The 19,090-nt window shown below is 39.1% G+C and carries 15 protein-coding genes; 9 read left to right on the top strand and 6 right to left on the bottom strand.

The window, feature by feature from the left end:
• The first annotated feature begins 139 nt into the window (after positions 1 to 139).
• Positions 140 to 1,093: a DUF6160 family protein gene (locus ACLBWE_RS16945; RefSeq protein WP_205469792.1), complete on the top strand. Its 954-nt coding sequence runs from the start codon at positions 140 to 142 to the stop codon at positions 1,091 to 1,093.
• 78 nt (positions 1,094 to 1,171) lie between these two features.
• Here the strand turns inward: ACLBWE_RS16945 and ACLBWE_RS16940 are convergent, their stop codons facing one another.
• Both ACLBWE_RS16940 and ACLBWE_RS16935 read right to left on the bottom strand, forming a co-directional pair.
• Entirely contained in the window at positions 1,172 to 2,116 is a 945-nt protein-coding gene (locus ACLBWE_RS16940) for a tRNA dihydrouridine synthase (protein WP_447604060.1), read from the bottom strand.
• An 84-nt stretch (positions 2,117 to 2,200) separates the two neighbouring features.
• The gene (locus ACLBWE_RS16935; protein ID WP_447604059.1) at positions 2,201 to 3,010 is read right to left on the bottom strand and encodes a cytochrome C assembly family protein; all 810 of its coding nucleotides are present in this window, start codon (positions 3,008 to 3,010) and stop codon (positions 2,201 to 2,203) included.
• A gap of 140 nt (positions 3,011 to 3,150) precedes the next feature.
• On the opposite strand from ACLBWE_RS16935, the gene ffh reads away from it, so the two are divergent.
• Entirely contained in the window at positions 3,151 to 4,566 is a 1,416-nt protein-coding gene (gene ffh / locus ACLBWE_RS16930; protein ID WP_198497060.1) for a signal recognition particle protein, read from the top strand.
• A 49-nt stretch (positions 4,567 to 4,615) separates the two neighbouring features.
• Here the strand turns inward: ffh and ACLBWE_RS16925 are convergent, their stop codons facing one another.
• On the bottom strand, positions 4,616 to 5,350 hold the full coding sequence (locus ACLBWE_RS16925; RefSeq protein WP_447604058.1) for a pantothenate kinase: 735 nt from the start codon (positions 5,348 to 5,350) through the stop codon (positions 4,616 to 4,618).
• Between the two features lie 14 nt (positions 5,351 to 5,364).
• Positions 5,365 to 6,117 carry a biotin--[acetyl-CoA-carboxylase] ligase gene (locus ACLBWE_RS16920; protein WP_447604057.1) on the bottom strand — a complete coding sequence of 251 codons (753 nt, stop codon included), beginning with the start codon at positions 6,115 to 6,117 and terminating at the stop codon, positions 5,365 to 5,367.
• Positions 6,118 to 6,147: 30 nt separating this feature from the next.
• On the opposite strand from ACLBWE_RS16920, the gene ACLBWE_RS16915 reads away from it, so the two are divergent.
• The 7 genes from ACLBWE_RS16915 (at position 6,148) to ACLBWE_RS16885 (ending at position 16,715) form a co-directional block, all read left to right on the top strand.
• The gene (locus ACLBWE_RS16915) at positions 6,148 to 6,951 is read left to right on the top strand and encodes a sulfite exporter TauE/SafE family protein (protein ID WP_005042782.1); all 804 of its coding nucleotides are present in this window, start codon (positions 6,148 to 6,150) and stop codon (positions 6,949 to 6,951) included.
• A gap of 256 nt (positions 6,952 to 7,207) precedes the next feature.
• Complete coding sequence (locus ACLBWE_RS16910; protein WP_003653383.1) at positions 7,208 to 7,903, top strand: GntR family transcriptional regulator; 696 nt, start codon at positions 7,208 to 7,210, stop codon at positions 7,901 to 7,903.
• 10 nt (positions 7,904 to 7,913) lie between these two features.
• Entirely contained in the window at positions 7,914 to 11,363 is a 3,450-nt protein-coding gene (gene smc / locus ACLBWE_RS16905) for a chromosome segregation protein SMC (protein WP_447604056.1), read from the top strand.
• Between the two features lies 1 nt (position 11,364).
• Entirely contained in the window at positions 11,365 to 12,384 is a 1,020-nt protein-coding gene (locus ACLBWE_RS16900) for a cell division protein ZipA C-terminal FtsZ-binding domain-containing protein (protein ID WP_447604055.1), read from the top strand.
• Between the two features lie 94 nt (positions 12,385 to 12,478).
• Entirely contained in the window at positions 12,479 to 14,518 is a 2,040-nt protein-coding gene (gene ligA / locus ACLBWE_RS16895) for an NAD-dependent DNA ligase LigA (RefSeq protein ID WP_447604054.1), read from the top strand.
• Positions 14,519 to 14,770: 252 nt separating this feature from the next.
• Positions 14,771 to 15,235: a heteropolymeric bacterioferritin subunit Ftn gene (gene ftn, locus ACLBWE_RS16890; protein WP_001214863.1), complete on the top strand. Its 465-nt coding sequence runs from the start codon at positions 14,771 to 14,773 to the stop codon at positions 15,233 to 15,235.
• Between the two features lie 289 nt (positions 15,236 to 15,524).
• Positions 15,525 to 16,715, top strand: a complete 1,191-nt coding sequence (locus ACLBWE_RS16885; protein WP_447604079.1) for an MFS transporter — start codon at positions 15,525 to 15,527, stop codon at positions 16,713 to 16,715.
• A 68-nt stretch (positions 16,716 to 16,783) separates the two neighbouring features.
• Here ACLBWE_RS16885 and ACLBWE_RS16880 read toward each other — a convergent pair whose 3' ends face one another.
• Both ACLBWE_RS16880 and otsB read right to left on the bottom strand, forming a co-directional pair.
• Entirely contained in the window at positions 16,784 to 18,217 is a 1,434-nt protein-coding gene (locus ACLBWE_RS16880) for an alpha,alpha-trehalose-phosphate synthase (UDP-forming) (protein ID WP_447604053.1), read from the bottom strand.
• Positions 18,205 to 19,056, bottom strand: a complete 852-nt coding sequence (gene otsB, locus ACLBWE_RS16875) for a trehalose-phosphatase (protein ID WP_447604052.1) — start codon at positions 19,054 to 19,056, stop codon at positions 18,205 to 18,207. The genes ACLBWE_RS16880 and otsB overlap by 13 nt, the downstream gene beginning before the upstream one ends.
• Positions 19,057 to 19,090: the final 34 nt, after the last annotated feature.

Raw genomic sequence — 19,090 nt, 5'->3', positions numbered from 1 at the left:
CCACTTTTTATAAAAAATTTATTTTGAATGTGATTGGATTTGCATTCGTCGGGTTATAGGGATAATTGCTTTGTGCTTGAATATTATTCTGATAGTCTGAACAAATAATAAGCGTTTGTCTCTTAAGGATTAGAGCGACATGAAGAATAAAAATATAGGGTGCTGGTTGTTACTTGCCAGTAGTTCAAGTGTTTTTGCAATGCAGCCTTTAGATGATCAAAGTCTTGCGGCCACGACGGGCCAAAATGGTTTAACCTTAGGTATTCAGGCTGATAAAGTTCAATTTAATCAAGTCGCCCTGATTGATACAAACGGTATTGCTTCAACTTCGTATAATAGTAAGGCTGGCTTTGTTATTGCAGGGAATTCTACTAATCCGGTTCCTGGCATAGAATTTATTAAAGCTGCGGTATCTAGTAATCCTTCTTTTAATATCGTAATGGATACTGATGCAGGTGGTGGAAATCCTTTTTTAAATTTAGCTGTGTCTATGGGCAATGATGTAAACGGTATTCGCCTCTTACCTTTTTCAGTTTATTTAGCTCCAAGTGCATCTTTATCTAGTCCATCCGATTATGCATTAACGAGTTATGCACCAAAATCAATTTTTAGTTCGGGAACGACAGTGAATACGGGTGTAAAAGAGCTGATCCGTTCTACTGGCAATCTAGATATTAACTTTGTACAAACCAATAAACCTCGTTTAAATATCCAGCTTGGTCATGCGGCTCAATCAGTGATGGTTAAATTTGGTGGGGCAATTCAATCTATTTGTTCTGCTGCTGCGGGTTGTCCAATTACTTTAGTCTCGGATAATACGGGAGCTACATTCGGATTTAAATTTGCTGGAACAAATACCTCGACAGGCTTTGTGCTTGATGGTTTTTATGCAGGGGTTGATCCAACGGGATTAACTTTTGGGAATAACGGTGTGTCGAGTAAGTTCGATGCTTCACTTAACAATGTCACTTTAGGAAATATGGGAACCCAAAGTACAACGACATTTAATAACTTGCCTAATGGTTCTATGGGGAGTTTTGGTATTACTGGGGCGTCAGTGACTGACTTAAAAATGAAAGTAAGTGGCTTTTAGAAAAAATAATAACTTAACCTGAAATATGAAAGAGGGCGGTTGTGAAAACAATCGCCCTCTTTTTATAACTATATTGAGTTAAATGTTTTCTGATTTGGTGTGTTCTAACTGTTGAACAATTTCATCCAAAGCTTTAATACGCTTAACTTGATCCCATAAGTTTTTAGCTTGTGGGTAGGCCTTAGTCATCATCCCCAACCATTGTTTATAACGACCAACCATACCAATTTCTGTTTTTGCTTGACCGTTTAAAAAGCGAATTTGCAAATCAACAAGTTGTTCCCAACTGAATAATGCCTCATTCATATTTTCACGAATGCATTGTGTTAAATCTGGGGTAGTCACAGCACCACGCCCAATCATTAAATCTTCACAGCCAGATTGTTGCTGACAGGCTCTAGCATCAGCATTGCTCCAGATTTCACCATTGGCAATTACATTAATTTTTAAAGCTTCTTTAATGGGCAGAATTTTTTCCCAATAAGCTGGTGGTGTGTAACCATCTGCTTTAGTACGAGCGTGAACTGTCAACCAACTTGCACCAGCATCTTCAACAGCATGGGCATTTTCCATGGTGTGATTTTCATCTAGATAACCTAAACGCATCTTTGCTGAAACAGGAATATGCGGAGGTACTGCATCTCTTACAGCTTTAATTAGCATATGTACAACATCAGGTTCATCTAGAAGAACAGAGCCGCCTCGGTGTCGGTTTACAGTTTTTGCGGGACAACCGAAATTTAGATCAATTGCTGGTGCACCAAGCTCAACAACTTTCGCTGCATTTGCTGCCAGCATATCTGGATTGTTACCTAAGAACTGGACATGAACAGGCGTTCCCGCAGCTGTTTTACCGTCATTTTTTAATTCTGGACAAAAACTATAGTAGATATGGTCTGGCAAAATGCTGTCTGTAACTCGAATAAACTCGGTCACACACCAGTCAAAATGACCAACAGATGTGAGTGTATCCCGCATGATCGGGTCAGTTAAACCTTCCATTGGAGCGAGTATGAGTTTCACAGTCTGTGTCACCTGAGCAAAAAGAAAACAGCGTTATACGGGATATGTATAACGCTGTCTAGTATCGATGAAATTTTAATTAATTTAGAGGCCCAAAATCATTTCAAGCACAAATTTACTACCAATAAAACCAATGGCTAAAAGTACAAAGCCGATTAAGGTAAAATGAATGGCCTTTTGTCCTCGCCATCCGAGTTTGTAATGGCCAATCAATAATGATCCATAGATAAACCAGGAAATAATACTAAATACGGTTTTATGAGCGAGATGTTGGGCAAAGAAGCTATCGATAGTCAAGAAACCAAAAGCGAGTGCAATTGTTAATAGAATAAAACCAGTAATGATGAGGTCAAATAACAAAGATTCCATCGCCTGAATTGATGGGAGTAAATTGACCCAAAAGCGTTTTTTTTGTTTCTTTTTGAGTTCACGATTTTGGAACCACAGCAAAATAGCGTGAATGGTTGCCATCAGTAAAACTGCATAGGCAGATAAAGACAGAATGATATGGACATCAAGGCCTAGGGAATGCTGTTCAATAAATTGATCGGGTCGGCTGAATGCAAAACCTAAAATCAGGCCAATAGCCGCTACAGGAATGCCTAACAAGTTTAACGGTACAATGGGGCGAAAAATACTAAAAATTAAACTTAACAACAGCATAAGCCACGATGTAAAAGATACTAAATTAAAAACATCGTAGTTAATTCCAGCCGGTGTCAGCATGGCGTGGCATAAAACTGTGCCGTGCAACAGGAGTGCCAAAATTGCAACAACAGCAAATAACCATGGGTTTGGTTCACGTTTTGACATTAAACGAATAAACAGATACCAGAAAGAAGTGGTATATGCAATGAGTGCCAAAATTGTGTAAACCAAGGGGAGGCTAATCATGTCAAACCTTTTTCAGGATTAATTCATCTATATAAGATATAAATTCGCTGCGAACTAAAGTATCCTATAGCATTCTATGCATAAATTTTCTATTTCGAGAAAGATTTTTTTGCAACTAGCCATTTTAAGCGGATTTTGCAATGTTTGATACCTTAACAGAACGACTCACACAGAGTTTAAGAAATGTTACTGGCTCAGGGCAGCTGACCGAAGACAATATTAAAGATACCTTACGTGAAGTACGTATGGCACTTCTTGAAGCCGATGTCGCGTTACCTGTAACTCGTGAATTTATCGCGAAAGTTAAGGAAGAGGCATTGGGCCAGGAAGTGATGACTCAGTTATCGCCAGGCCAGGCATTTGTAAAAATTGTCTATGACGAACTCACCAAGATGATGGGTGAGGCGAATGAAACACTTGATTTAAGTGCTAAGCCTCCCGTTGTTGTATTACTTGCTGGTTTACAAGGTGCGGGTAAAACGACAACTGCCGCTAAGTTGGCACGTTTCTTAAAAGAGCGTCAAAAGAAAAAAGTAATGACGGTTTCTGCCGACGTTTACCGTCCAGCAGCGATTAAGCAGTTAGAAACTGTCTCTAGCGAAGTTGGTGCTGGTTTTATTCCTTCAGATGCTTCTGAAAAGCCAATTGATATCGTTAATCGTGCAATTGAACAGGCAAAAATCCAATTTGCTGATGTATTGATTGTCGATACCGCAGGTCGTTTACATGTCGATGCAGACATGATGGACGAAATTAAAGAATTACATGCTGCTGTTAAGCCAACTGAAACCTTGTTTGTGGTTGATGCCATGACAGGTCAGGATGCTGCAAATACAGCTAAAGCCTTTAATGATGCATTGGCACTTACAGGCGTGATTCTCACTAAAACTGATGGTGATGCACGTGGTGGTGCAGCGCTTTCTGTGCGTGCAATTACGGGTAAGCCAATCAAGTTCTTGGGTATGGGTGAGAAGCTTGATGCTTTAGAACCATTCCATCCAGATCGTGTTGCTCAACGTATTTTAGGCATGGGTGACGTACTTTCTTTAGTCGAGGAAGTTGAACGTAAAATCGACAAAGAAAAAGCCGAAAAAATGGCTAAAAAATTGCAAAAAGGAGGCAGCTTCAACTTTGAAGATATGCTGATGCAATTTGAGCAAATGAAAAGTATGGGCGGCATGATGGGCTTCTTAGATAAGTTGCCTGGCATGAGCGGTGCAGGAATTCAGCAGGCGATTGAGCAAGCAAATCCTGAAAAACAGGTCAAGAAAATGGAAGCTATTATCCAGTCGATGACCGTTAAAGAACGCCGTAATCCAGATTTGATGAACCCAAGTCGTAAAAAACGTATTGCAGCGGGTTGTGGTATGGATGTTGCTGAAGTGAATAAACTCATTAAGCAGCAAGCACAAATGGCTAAAATGATGAAGAAGTTTGCGAATCCATCTGGTATGAGCAAAATGATGCGTTCATTAGGCAATATGCAAAAACAATTTGGCGGCGGCGGTGGCGGCGGAATGGGACCACTCTTTGGTAACAACGACCAAAAGAAATAAGTTCGTAAAATAAAAGGCGCATATAGCGCCTTTTATTTTGTTCTGTATTTTAGTCTTTAGGATAATGAGCAATATATTGTTGTAATCCTTTGAGCAAAAGGTCAGTTTCTACGACTGGATCATATTTTTTCAAGAACTTGGCAAAAACAAGCGCATCTCCACCAGTAAGAAGCAGTTTTTTCGGAGATTGCTGCATAATATTTTCGATAGTACTAATAAGGCCTAATAAAATACCATGATGTACAGCATCTACGGTGTTATTACCCGGGTTTAGATTATCAAAAGCTGAGTCAGGAATTTTAATGCCTTTTGTATTTTGAATAAGTGCATCGCGTTGCAGATAAAGGTTAGGTAAAATGTACCCGCCTAAATGTTGTTTGCCTTGCGTTAAATCAATAGTTAAGGCTGTTCCACATCCAATAATACAATAGTTTTCATTAGCCTGAGCTACAGCGAGTACTTGTAACCAACGGTCAATCCCGAGCTGACTCGGTACTTCATAGCCACACTTTAACTCAGCATATTCAGCATGAACCTTTGCAAAAACAACTGGAATTTCAAGCCATTTTAGAATTTGTTGAATGCGCTGATTATTCTCGACATCTAAGACGGATGATACCCCAATTCGATGTAGACCTTGATGCTTAAAATGTTGAATTAACCCAAGTAATAAATCGGCAGGGGATTGCAAATGCAGTTCTGCGGCATGCTCAATAGTTTGGTGATTTTCAGTAATCCAGTATTTTAAACGAGTGTTCCCGATATCGAGCCATAAACTTTTCATGGAGAAACACCTGTTTATTGATTGATCTGTGGTCTTAAACGACCTTGATAAAACTGTTTAGGTTCTGGAGTTTCAAGTATAACGGCTCCATCATTGGAAATTCCAACAAAACGACCTTCTACTAGTCCTTGGCTATGCTCAAACTGCACGAATTGATTAATCCATGCGGCATGATGATTAAAACGGCCAGCTAAGTTGTAGCAGCCATGATCGAACCAGCGAGCTGCATTTTGAATAGCCATATACAGCTCTGAAACTAACTCAAGACGGTTGTTTTGCTCTAAACCTAAATCTTCTAAAGAGGTAATCGGCTGATCACTGTCGGTTACGGGTGGCGTTTTTAAATTAATGCCCACACCTACTATAGCCTGATGTTGCGAAAGGGGTTCAACTAAAATTCCACCCCATTTACCTTCCGCACTATATAAATCATTTGGCCATTTTACTTGTAAGCTTAGAGGCTGTAATTGCGGGATTTGCAAAATATTTAGAGCAACTTCAAGTGCTAAGCGACCATCTAAGGGTGTTCGAGTTTGCACCAATGTGCTTAAATAAATGTTTCCTTCAGGTGAAATCCATTGCCGTTGATGTTGACCTCGCCCTTGAGTTTGTTGAGCACTGCAAACCAAGCCTGTTGTAATGCCTTTTTGGGCAATTTCACGAATATCATCATTGGTCGAAGTTGTGGTTGCTTTTAATAAAACCACTTCTGGAAGCTGGTTTTTTGCGCTTAAAAGTTGTTGTAGTTGGCGAGTCTCTAAATCCATGTTGAATATGAGCAGAGTGGTAAAACATTTATGGAGTTAATCATATATTTACTCATTGGCGCAATTGCTGGTTTTACTGCCGGATTGTTTGGGGTTGGTGGTGGATTAATTATTGTACCAATCCTCTATGTCGTTTTTACCCAGTTACACTATGACCCTGCGGTAATCATGCATATTGCAGTAGGAACATCACTAGCAACGATTATTGTAACGTCTTTTAGTTCGGTGTCGGCTCACCATAAAAAAGGAGCTGTACTTTGGCCAGTTTTTCGTAATTTAGCGCCCGGGCTCATTATTGGTTCATTTTTGGGTGCTGGTATTGCTGACCTAATGTCTGGTCAGCATTTGCAACTTCTTATTGGGATTTTTGCTGTTTCCATGGCTTATCGCATGTTTAAAGGCGCCCATGTTGTAGTTGATCCAACACGTCAACTTCCTTCTGCATCTATGCAAGTGATGGCAGGTGGCGGAATTGGTGTTGCCTCTGCAATTTTTGGAATTGGGGGAGGAAGCCTAACTGTACCGTATTTAAACCGTCACGGCGTTGTTATGCAAAAAGCAGTCGCAACTTCTGCTGCTTGTGGTTTACCCATTGCAATTGCGGGCGCAATTGGCTTCATGTGGTTCGGTGCTAAAGAACACATCTCTGTACCTAACACGATTGGTTATGTGCATATCTATGCTTTTATCGGCATTAGTGTTATGAGTTTTATTACAGCCAAGTTTGGAGCAAAAGTCGCTCATGCATTGTCACCACAAATGTTAAAAAAATGCTTTGCCTGTTTGTTAGTGGTGGTAGGTAGTTATTTTATTTATAAAGGCATTATGCACTAAAGAATAAAATATTAACCTTAACAAGACTACGACCTAAGAGCTTGAATTTTTAGAAATTCGAGCTTTTTTTATTAAATAATATAATAACATTCGGGGCTTTTATTCATCCGATTTTGGTGTTGTTTTTAAATGGGTTGGCTTAAAATGCAATGAAATTGTCAGACAATGACATAGTTTTTAATCGATGGGATCAGTTAAAAACAAGGATGCGAAAGAAAAGCATGGATTAATGCATATAAAAAGTAGCGGGTGATTTATGAATCTCGAAGAGACAGAAAGTCTTTCTGAGCAAATTGTCAAATATATTAGCGAACAGATCATTAGTGGTGAGCTGGTTGAAGGCGAACGTATTCAAGAACTACGTATTGCTAAAGAACTTGACGTGAGCCGAGGGTCAGTTCGTGAAGCATTGTTATTATTAGAGCGTACTCATTTAATTGAGATATTTCCACGCCGTGGGGCAATTGTTTCAGAAATGTCTGCACAGCAGGTGAAAGCACTGTTTGACACAAATATGATGTTATTGGGGCATATTGTTCAGCGAATAAGTGAAACATGGCGGGCACATGAAGCAGATCAATTGCAGTTATTGTTAGAACAACTTCTTGAGCATGTAAAAGCAGGGGATATCGAGAAATTTTATGATGGTGTTTTCCAATATCTGGCCGAACAGCAAGATATGGTCGGAAATCCTTATCTAATGAAATTCTATAAAGAGTTATTGCCTTCATTACGTCGTAGTTATTTTTTGACCTTAAATACTTCTAAACGAGAACTACAAGAAGCATTTGCATTATTTAAACTCGTGATTGATGCAATTTTGATCCGAAAATCACAACAAGCCGCTTTATTTATGGAAGATTTTTGTCGACACTTACGTAACCTTGTGTTGGAATCGCTGACACGAATGAAACAGATTGAATTGGCCTGGGCAAGACGCTCACGCCGCTAGTTAGGGCATTATGCGTTTAAGCAGTTTAAAACTTTCCGGCTTTAAATCTTTTGCAGATAGTACAACTTTAAATTTTAAGGCTAACCGCACAGCAGTGGTTGGTCCAAATGGTTGTGGCAAATCAAATGTAATTGATGCCATTCGTTGGGTGATGGGTGAATCAAATGCTCGTCAACTGCGTGGTGGTAGCATGCAAGATGTTATTTTCACAGGAACTTCCAAACGTAAGCCAGTTGGTGTGGCGAGTGTTGAGCTACGTTTTGATAATACGTATGGCAAGTTAGGTGGATCCTATAATGCTTATAATGAGTTAGCTGTTCGCCGTCAGGTCACCCGTGAAGGCAAGTCCGAATATTTCTTAAATGGCACACGTTGTCGCCGTCGTGATATTACCGATATTTTCTTGGGAACAGGGTTGGGACCACGTTCTTATGCGGTGATTGAACAGGGCATGATTAACCGTCTGGTTGATGCCAAGCCTGAAGAAATGCGTATCTTTATTGAAGAGGCCGCAGGTGTTTCTCGTTATCAAGCTCGTCGACGCGAAACTTTGCAACATCTTGAGCATACTGAGCAAAACCTTTCACGTTTAGAAGATATTGCCCTAGAGTTAAAATCGCAGCTTAAGACGCTTAAACGCCAATCTGAAGCAGCGGTTCAATATAAAACGTTAGAAGGTCAGATTCGTACGCTTAAAATTGAAATTTTATCTTTTCAGGCAGATAAAAGCGTACGCTTACAAGAAGAATATACAGTTCAAATGAATGAACTGGGCGAAACTTTTAAATTGGTTCGCTCAGAGTTAAGTACGATTGAACATGATTTAGAAGCAACCAGTGCTTTATTTCAGCGACTCATTCAGCAATCTTCACCACTACAACACGAATGGCAGCAAGCTGAAAAAAAACTATCTGAACTGAAAATGACTCTGGAACAAAAACAGAATTTATACCAGCAAAACAGTACGACACTCGTTCAATTAGAACAGCAAAGATTCCAAACTAAAGAACGTTTACAGCTTTCTGAATTGCAACTTGAAACGTTGAATAATCAGTTAGATGAACAAACTGAAGCCTTAACTGCAATTGAGCATACTGCAACGGAAGCTGAACAAAACTTTGCTGATTTACAATCTCAGCAAAAACAAGCGCAACAACAGTTTGAACAAGTAAAAGCTCAGGTTGAAAAACAACAGCAGCAAAAAATGCAGATGTCTGCCCAAATTGAGCAGTTAGGTAAAAATGTTCTAAGAATTGAGCAGCAAAAAGAAACGTTGCAACATCAAGCAAGTCAGATTCAATCGCATGTTCATGAAGATGAGCAGGGTGAGCTTGAGCAACTGCAACAACAGCTTTATCGGGAAATTGCGACACTTGAGACTGAAATTGAGCAGCTTTCACAGCGTTTAGAGCAGTCCCAACAGCAACATCAGGTAAGCAGAAATCAGCAGCAAACGCTGAAAACAGAAATACAAGTTTTATTATCAGAGCAGAAAAACTTAAGCCAGCTTGTTGCTAAGCAAAGCCCGAAGCAACATCAAGATGCACTACGTTTAATGCAAGCTTTGCAATTAACAGAGCAAGGCAAAGTACATGCGCAGATTATTGAAAAGTTTTTAGCAAAATGGTTACAAGCTCATATTCTTGAGACCGAACAAACTTTTCAAGAAGGGGTTGCTCGCCAGTTAAAACCTTCAGAGCAAACAAATCAATTTAAGCAAAACTTAGCTTGTTTAAATGATTGGATTGCATCTCCACAGCTATCAATTTTTTCGAATGTAGCGATTGCACAAGATTTGACTCATGCTTTAAATGAGCAAAAGCAATTGCAACATGGGCAGTCTATTTTGACTTTAGATGGTTATCATGTCGGGCAAGACTGGGTCATTGCTCTTATGTATGATGACGAGAGTCAAAGTGCACAAGGGATGCTCAGTCATCGCATTCGTCTAGATGAAATTGAGCAAGTTCTTGAAAAGCAGCAACCCGAATTACAAGCATTAGATCAAATTGTAGTTCAGCAAAAAGATGGGCTAGCGCAGTTGCAGTTTGATGTTCAACAGAAACAGCAAGTTGTTAAACAAAAACAAAAAGACTTACAACAGCTTGATGTGCAAATTGCTAAACAGCAAACTGCGGCACAGGCATTTTTACTGCAAAAACAGCAATTAAAAGATCAGTTAGCTCAGTTAGACATGCAGCTTGAAGAAGATGCAATGCAAAAAGATGATCTGGAGATTGATTTACATGCGCTAGCAATCAAGCTTGAAACTATTTTACCTGACTATAAAACATTGCAATTTCGGGTAGAAGAGTTAACAGAGCAACTAGAGGAACAACAACAAGCTCTGCATCAGCAACAACAAGAACGTGAAATTTTACGTCGTAACAGTACGCAAACGACTCAACAGATAGAGTTGCTTGAAAAAGATATTTCGTTCTTGCAGAGCCAATATCAGCAAATTAATGCTCAAATGGAACAGGCGAAAAAATTTGTTGATCCTATTCAGTTAGAGTTGCCAAATCTTGAGTCCGAATTTCAGCAACAATTTGCTCAAACTGAAAAGTTGCAAAAGAACTGGAATGAATGGCAGCTTGAATTAAATAGTGTGCAGGAAAAACAACAAAGCCTGACAGATCAGCGTCATCAATATCAACAAAAAGATGAGCAACTCAGAGAACAACTTGAAGCAAAACGTTTGGCATGGCAAGCAGCTAAGTCAGATCGTGAACATTACCAAGAACAGCTTAAAGAGCTAAATGCCGAGCTCCAAAAGGGCTTACAAATCGATTTAACCGAGCACCAGCAAAAACTGGAAAAAGTACAGAAACAGTTTGAAAAAATCGGTGCGGTTAACCTTGCCGCTTCACAAGAGTTTGAAGAAGTTTCCCAACGTTTTGATGAGTTGAGTCACCAGATTCAAGATCTGGAAAATACGGTAACTCAACTAAAAGATGCGATGAAAAGCATTGATCAGGAAACACGTAAGTTGTTTATGACAACGTTTGATCAGATTAATCAAGAGTTGCAAAATCTGTTTCCAAAGGTCTTTAATGGTGGTGAAGCAAGTTTAAGTCTTGAAGATGACTGGCAATCTGGTGTTAAACTGATGGCTAGACCACCGGGTAAGAAAAATAGTTCTCTAGCATTACTTTCCGGTGGAGAAAAGGCTTTAACAGCTTTAGCATTAGTATTTGCGATTTTTAGATTGAATCCGGCACCGTTTTGTGTGTTAGATGAAGTGGACGCACCACTTGATGATGCGAATGTTCAGAGATATTGTAATTTGGTAAAAGAGCTTTCTGAACATGTACAATTCATTTACATTACACATAATAAGCTGGCGATGACCATGGCAACTGATTTGTTGGGTGTGACCATGCCTGAACCGGGTACATCAAAATTAGTCACTGTCGATTTAGAACAGGCAAAAGAATACGGGTTAGTTTCGGAGTCATAGAATGGAAATCAATACGATTATTGGCATCGTTGTCGCCATTATTATTATGCTAATTGGCTTAAAAATGATTTTAAAAAAGTCAAACCATGCTGAACCCTCATTAGACAGTGATTTGCATATTAATCCTGATAGTAATCAGCCGGTTATACCTAGGCATGTGAGAGATCAGCTTGAGCAAGCTGAAGCCGAGGGTGTATCGGCGACTAGCGCAGAGCGAGTAGAACCGACTTTAAATGCGGCGTCACAAGTCAGTGAAACAAAACAAACAGAAACTTTGGCTGTAGAACCAACTAAATCAATTTCGGCCGAACAAATTCAACCAGTTGTTGAAACGTCTCCAGATGAAATTAAATCTGAAGACACTGTAAAAAACTCTACCATTAATGCAGATAGTTCAGTTGAGTTGGTTGATACGGTTTCTGTTAAATCAGAAGAAAGCTTGGAACCAGAAAGCGAAAAGGCTGAGCCTGAGTTGAGTTTGAATCCAAATATTGAAACTGCCGAAATTGCTGAATTTGAAGGTGAGAGTAATATTCTGGATGTGCATTTGCATGAACAGCAGCGCTATGATGATGAAAGTGCATTAGCGATGGCTGAACAAATTATTGCATTAAATGTCTACCCGAACCCTCGTCGCGCGTTGTCTGGTGATAAAGCACTTAAAGTACTGCTGAAATACGGGTTACGTTATGGCGAAATGTCATGTTTCCATCGCTATGAAAATACTGATGAGCCGAGCGTACTTATGTTTTCAGTACTGCGTATGACGGACAATGGACCAGCTGGGTTTGATCTTGAAACCTTATCTACTGAACAAGTCCAAGGGTTGGCATTTTTCCTTGCGCTTCCAAACAGTAAAGCTGTAACTGGTTTTGACATGATGGCGAGTATTGCAGGTTTAATTGCTCGTGAAATTGACGGCAAAGTTTATGATGAGAATAATCTTGAATTTACACCACAGTTAAAAGAGCACTGGCGTCATCATGTGATTGATTATCGTCCGGCACAGGCGACTGCCTAGTTTTAATTTTTTACATTCGTTGCGATAATTGCAACATATCTAGTCGCAGTTCAGGGTGGAGAAATTTCCACCCTTTTTTATGGTGAATAACATAATGGCAACAACTTCCGTGATCGAACAGATGCGTCAGCTTATTCAACTGATTGCAAAGCATAACCATGCATATTATGTGATGGATCAGCCGACAATCTCGGACAGTGAATATGATCATTTATTTCACCAGTTAAAAGCTTTAGAAGAGCAATATCCAGAACAGGTTCAATCAGACTCCCCAACTACAAAAGTAGGTGGACAAGCACTCTCTAAATTTCAAAGTGTGACCCATGTGGTTCCTATGCTTTCTTTGGGGAATGTTTTTAATCAGGAAGACTTGTTTGCATTTGCACGCCGTGTCGAAGAGCGTTTGCCCAATCAAAAAGTACAATATGAAGTAGAACTAAAACTCGATGGTCTTGCGATTTCGCTTTGGTATGAAAACGGTGTGTTAATACGTGGGGTTACACGTGGTGACGGAGAAACTGGAGAAGACATTACCCAGAACGTTAAAACTATTCGCAACTTGCCTAAAGTGTTGCATTCGGATCATTTTGAAATTCCACGACTGCTTGAAGTACGTGGTGAAGTGCTCATGCCAAAGTCTGGCTTTGAAAAACTCAATGCCGATCAGGAAGCAAAAGGCGATAAAACATTCGCAAATCCTCGTAATGCAGCAGCTGGTAGTTTAAGACAGCTCGATCCGAATATTGCTGCTGGTAGACCGTTAGCGTTTTATGCGTATGGTATTGCTCAGTGCGAACCAAATCATGGCTTAACCACGATGCATGATAGCCTGCAATGGCTAACGAAACTTGGATTTGAAATTGCTGAACGTCAATATTTGTGTAATTCAATTCAAGAAGTACAGCAGCGCTATGAGCAAATTCAGCAAGAACGTCCCGATTTACAAGTTGAAATTGATGGAATGGTCGTAAAGGTTGATGACTTAAAACAACAACAACAACTTGGTTTTTTAAGTCGTGAGCCACGTTGGGCGACTGCCTATAAATTCCCTGCACAAGCTGCATTAACTACGGTGGATCAGATTGATTGGCAAGTGGGGCGTACAGGTACTTTGACTCCTGTAGCACGCTTAAACCCTGTATTTGTGGGGGGTGTTACGGTTTCCAATGTAACTTTACACAACATTGGTGAAATCCATCGTCTTGATGTACGTGTTGGCGATACGGTTAGTGTTTATCGTACTGGCGATGTTATTCCTAAAGTAGAAAAAGTCTGGCCAGAGTTCCGCTCACCTGATGCTGAAATTGTACATTTACCTGAAAGCTGTCCTGTTTGTGCCTCACCCGTTGTAATGCCAGAAGGGGAAGCCTTAGCACGTTGTTCTGGTGGTCTTTACTGTGCTGCTCAGCGAATTGAAGCCATTCGTCATTTCGTGTCACGTAAGGCGCTTGATATTGAAGGTTTGGGCGATCGTTGGGTAGAGTCTTTATTACATCTCGATTTGCTCAAAGATGTTGCCGATATCTATCATTTACATGAGCACCGAGAAACTTTACTCGGTATTGAGAAAATGGGCGAGAAGTCGGTACAAAATCTGATTGATGCCATCGAAGCCAGTAAAAAGACAACTCTTGCTCGTTTTATTTATGCTTTAGGAATTCGTGGGGTCGGTGAAACTACTGCCAGAATGTTAGCGAATACATTCCAAACTTTAGAAGCCCTAAAAGCTGCCGATGTTGAAGCTTTAAAGAAAACACCGGATGTCGGCGATATTACCGCAGAATGGATTGCTGACTTTTTCTTGGCACCTCATAACATTGAAGTGCTAGATCGTTTAATTGCAGCAGGAATTCATTGGGATGCGCCGACTGCACCAACGCGTCAGCCATTAAATGGTGAGAGTTGGGTTTTAACAGGTACATTAGAGCAAATGACCCGTGATCAAGCGACTCAAATGCTACAAGCTTTAGGTGCGCGTGTGAGCGGTAGTGTATCGAGCAAAACGAAATGTGTTGTTGCGGGTGAGAAGGCTGGTTCTAAGTTAGAAAAAGCATCAAAACTTGGTATTGTCGTTATGAATGAGACTGATTTCTTATCTCTTATGGCGAGCTATGGGCAGACCTTAAGCGAATAAACCTACCGAAATAAGAACCATTGATTTTAGTTACAAAATAATAAATTGATGGTTTATGTCATATTTTAACGCTTGTCTGGATGTATAAATCGGACAAGCGTTTCTTTTTGCAGAGAAAATTTAATTAACTTAAACTGCAAATGCGTATGTTTCTCATTTTAATTTGATAAAAATCATAAACTTAACTATTTTTTACTTTGCAATCATTTTTAAGATTGCCCATAATAGTTCTCATACGATAGGAGATTTATTATGCGTGGCAATCCAGAAGTCATAGACTATTTAAATATGCTCATTGGCGGAGAATTGGCTGCCCGTGATCAATATCTAATCCATTCTCGTATGTACGAAGATTGGGGTTTAAATAAAATTTATGAACGTATTGATCATGAGATGCAAGAAGAAGCTTCTCATGCTGATGCGATCATTCGCCGTGTATTGTTTTTAGGTGCTAAACCAAACATGCACCGTGAAGACATTAATGTCGGTACAGACGTTGTTTCTTGTTTAAAAGCTGATTTGGCGCTTGAATATCATGTTCGTGAAAAATTAGCGACAGGTATCAAACTCTGTGAAGAGAAAGGCGATTACATTAGCCGTGATATGTTACGTCAACAATTATCTGATACTGAAGAAGACCATACCTACTGGTTAGAAAAGCAATTACGTTTAATTGAGTTGATTGGCTTACAAAACTATATTCAATCTCAAATTTAATAAAAAACCCAGCTGATGCTGGGTTTTTTATCGCCTGATTTTTAGCTTTAATAAAATAGAAATAAAAAAGTATTTTTCTCAAATTTAATATATTCAAAGCCTTAGTATATAAGGCTTTGGCGGTTACAAAAAAATCATAAAAATTGTATCACACCCCCTGTTTTTTTTATGAAATTGGATATAATTTCGCCAACAAAACCCTTGCCTAGAAACTTCATGAGGCAAGGGTTTTTCTATGGAAAATCGGTTGGTATGGATCGCCAATGATTTTATGGTGAGTTCGCGAAATATGTTATTTACCAAACCTGCTGTTTTAGATACAGCTACTCTCTTAAGCACGCAGCGTCTTGCAACACGACTAAGCTTTTTTAGTTTAGGTTTTGCGACCGCAGCTTGGGCACCACTGATTCCTTTTGCACAGCAACGTTTAAACCTCAATCATGCCGATTTTGGTTTGCTTTTGCTTTGTATGGGTATCGGCTCAATGATTGCGATGCCTGCGACTGGTGCTTTAGTCAAGCGTTGGGGATGTCGGCCATTAATTGCGTTGGCATTGATGCTGTTAATGGTGTTATTACCTAGCCTAACGATGTGGAACAGCATTGTGATGATGGCTGTAGCATTATTTGTGTTTGGGTCGGCAGCAGGCTGTCTTGGGGTAGCTATAAATTTACAGGCAGTGGTTGTTGAAAAACATAGTCTGCGGGCTCTGATGTCTAGCTTCCATGGAATGTGCAGCCTTGGCGGCTTAACTGGGGCTATGCTGGTGACTGCATTATTGGCAGTAGGTCTTTCTCCATTAATGAGTACTTTGTCTGTTGTCATGATTTTGCTCGTCATTGGTGCAGTTGCTATTCCTCCTTGTTTAACGTCTTTTGAACAGGATGAAAAGCCACATCAAGAAGCCGATACACCTAAAAAACTCTATCGACCTAACGGCATTATTCTGCTTATTGGCATGATGTGTTTTATTGCCTTTTTATCAGAAGGTGCGGCAATGGATTGGGGTGGTATTTATTTAACAAGTAAGTATGAACTTAATCCAGCCTTTGCTGGTCTTGCTTATACCTTTTTTGCTCTGAGCATGACGACTGGACGTTTTACGGGCTATATCTTGCTAAAGCAATGGGGTGAAAAAAATGTTGTAACTTATAGTGCCATTGGTGCAGCAATTGGTATGGCTGTTATTGTGACCGCACCCGTATGGCAAGTGGTTGTATTAGGCTATGCACTTTTAGGATTAGGCTGTTCCAATATTGTGCCCGTTATGTTTTCTCGCGTAGGTCGACAAAACGATATGCCTAAAGCAGCGGCACTTTCTTTAGTATCAACGATTGCCTATACAGGTTCCTTAAGTGGGCCAGCTTTAATTGGTTTAATTGGTGAATGGACCGGTTTAAGTACAGTTTTAACAGGTGTAGCAGTATTACTATTTATTATTGCTTTACTTAACTGCTTTACGCTCGCAAAGGCGAATTAATTTATAAATAATAGAAACAATCTAAAGAACATCGAGAATTTAATTTCTCGATGTTCTTTTATTTAGATTTATAAAACCTGATAGATAGATTGATAATTGTCTTGTAATAAGCGCTGAGGTTTCATTAGTAAAGTTGGTGTTTTTTCCAAATCATCTAAGAAATCGTTTCTCCAATGAGTAAGATCAGATGCTGATAAATCCTCTATCAATTGTTGATAACGATTGATACGCTCAGCTTTAGACATTTCTAAAGCCATTTTTAAAGCATCCATCATTGCCGCTCTATCTTGCGGATCAACAATCAAGGCTTGAGACATCTGCTCAGCAGCACCCGCATATTTAGATAAAATTAGTACGCCAGGATTCTCTGGATCTTGAGCTGCAATATATTCTTTAGCGACTAGGTTCATACCATCGCGTAGTGAACTAATCCAGCAAATATCTGAATGGCGGTAAATATGCATGAGATTATGGTGTTGAACAGTGTCATAGCAGCAATCTACAGGTCTCCAGTCTTCATGTGCAAACTCTTCATTAATCAATTCCAGCTTGTTTTTAAAACGTTCGTATAAACGTTGATAAACTGCAATATCAGTACGTGACGGTGTTGCAACTTGCAGATGTCGGACTAAGCCATGATATTCAGGATTAGTTTCTAAGAAGGTTGCAAATGCATTAAAACGCTCAAGTAAACCTTTTGAATAATCAATTCGGTCAACCCCAATGATTGTTTTTTGACGAGGTATTTCTTCAAAATTAAACACACAAGGGCTTGGCAAATCTTGTTGGGCTTGTTTTTGAATAAGCTCCGGCTGAACACCAATCGGGTACGATTTAATTAGTATTTGACGTTTTTTGTAGCTGATACTGTCACGGTGAATTTTCTGAGCTTCAAGTAAACTTAAACATGTTTGCATACATGCATTTTGATCAATCTGGGTTTGTAAACCAATCACATCATATTGGCTCAAGTCTTGAATTAATTCTCGAGCCACGGGAATTTTGAGCCATATGTTCAGGCTAGCAAAAGGGATATGTAGAAAGAAACCAATTTTATTTTGCATGCCTAATTCACGGCAGTAACGGGCTACACTAAAAAAATGATAATCATGTATCCAAATGATATCTTCAGGCTGAGCCAGCTGTTTTAACTTTTCAGCGAATAATCGATTGACCTTTTGATAGGTATTATATTCTTGCGAATCATATTCAATAAGATCCTCTCGGTCATGCATCGCTGGCCACAGAACCTTATTTGCAAAACCACAGTAATATTGCGCGTATTGTTGATGAGTGAGAGGGCAGGTAATGTAGTCAATTCCCTGAGAATAGGCTTGCTCAAATTCTGGCGCTTCGCTATCGGTAATTTGCAGACCATTCCAGCCTAACCAAATACCATTGCTATCATTCAATGCATCTTGTACAGCTACAGCAAGGCCACCTGCTGAAGCCTTACCAGATGGCATACTTATTCGGTTCGATAATACGATTAATTTAGACATATTTTTTCTCCATTCTGATTTCGGCTATTTTTGACATATAAGTTTTTTATTCTGTTTTGAAATAAAAAAAGAAAATTAGCGACATCATCGATATCTTTTAATCTATATTTGGCATGTGTTTCACCAGAACCTACTTTAATAGTGAGGCCAGATTGCTGATTAATACAAATAAAACCAGATTCATCTGTTAAATCATCTCCTATAAAAATAGGTAACGCTGAGGGTAAATTAAGATGATTTAATATAGTTTGAATTGCTTTACCTTTGTCAGCTTGGTGAGGAATTAATTCAATAACAAATTTTCCCCTATTTATTTTTAACTGGGGGTAAAAGGATTTAATCTGTTGCATTATATTGAGTGCATGATTTTCTAAGTTGGGGTTTTTGCGATAATGTAAAGCAATAGAATATCCTTTGTCTTCAATTAATAACTCAGGATATTTTTCACAAGATTTTATAATATCTTGTTTTAATTTTTTAAAATTAATACTACTTAAATCTGGTCGAATATAATTATCTGAACTAAAATAAATATCTAAACCATGTAAACCTGCGATAAGAACTTCAAGAGGGTGTAGCAGCTTGCCTGCTGTTTCTATATCACGACCTGTTACAGCAATAACCGGAATATTTAATTCAATAATTTTTTTTATAATTTCTAATGTAGTTTTTGGAATAAAACTCTGCTCAGGTTTAATTTGAAATGATGCTAATGTTCCATCAATATCTAAAAATAAGCAGTAATTTTTATCTAAGGATAAAGTATTTATAATATCACTGGATGTAACAAAATATGTGTTTTCTTCTCTCCTATCAGATATTGTACTTTGACTGTTCATATTAGCCTTCCCAATATTTTTTGATCAATAATTA

It is taken from the genome of Acinetobacter sp. M5A5_2a, assembly GCF_053345265.1.
This window is presented reverse-complemented; position numbering and strand designations above follow the sequence as displayed.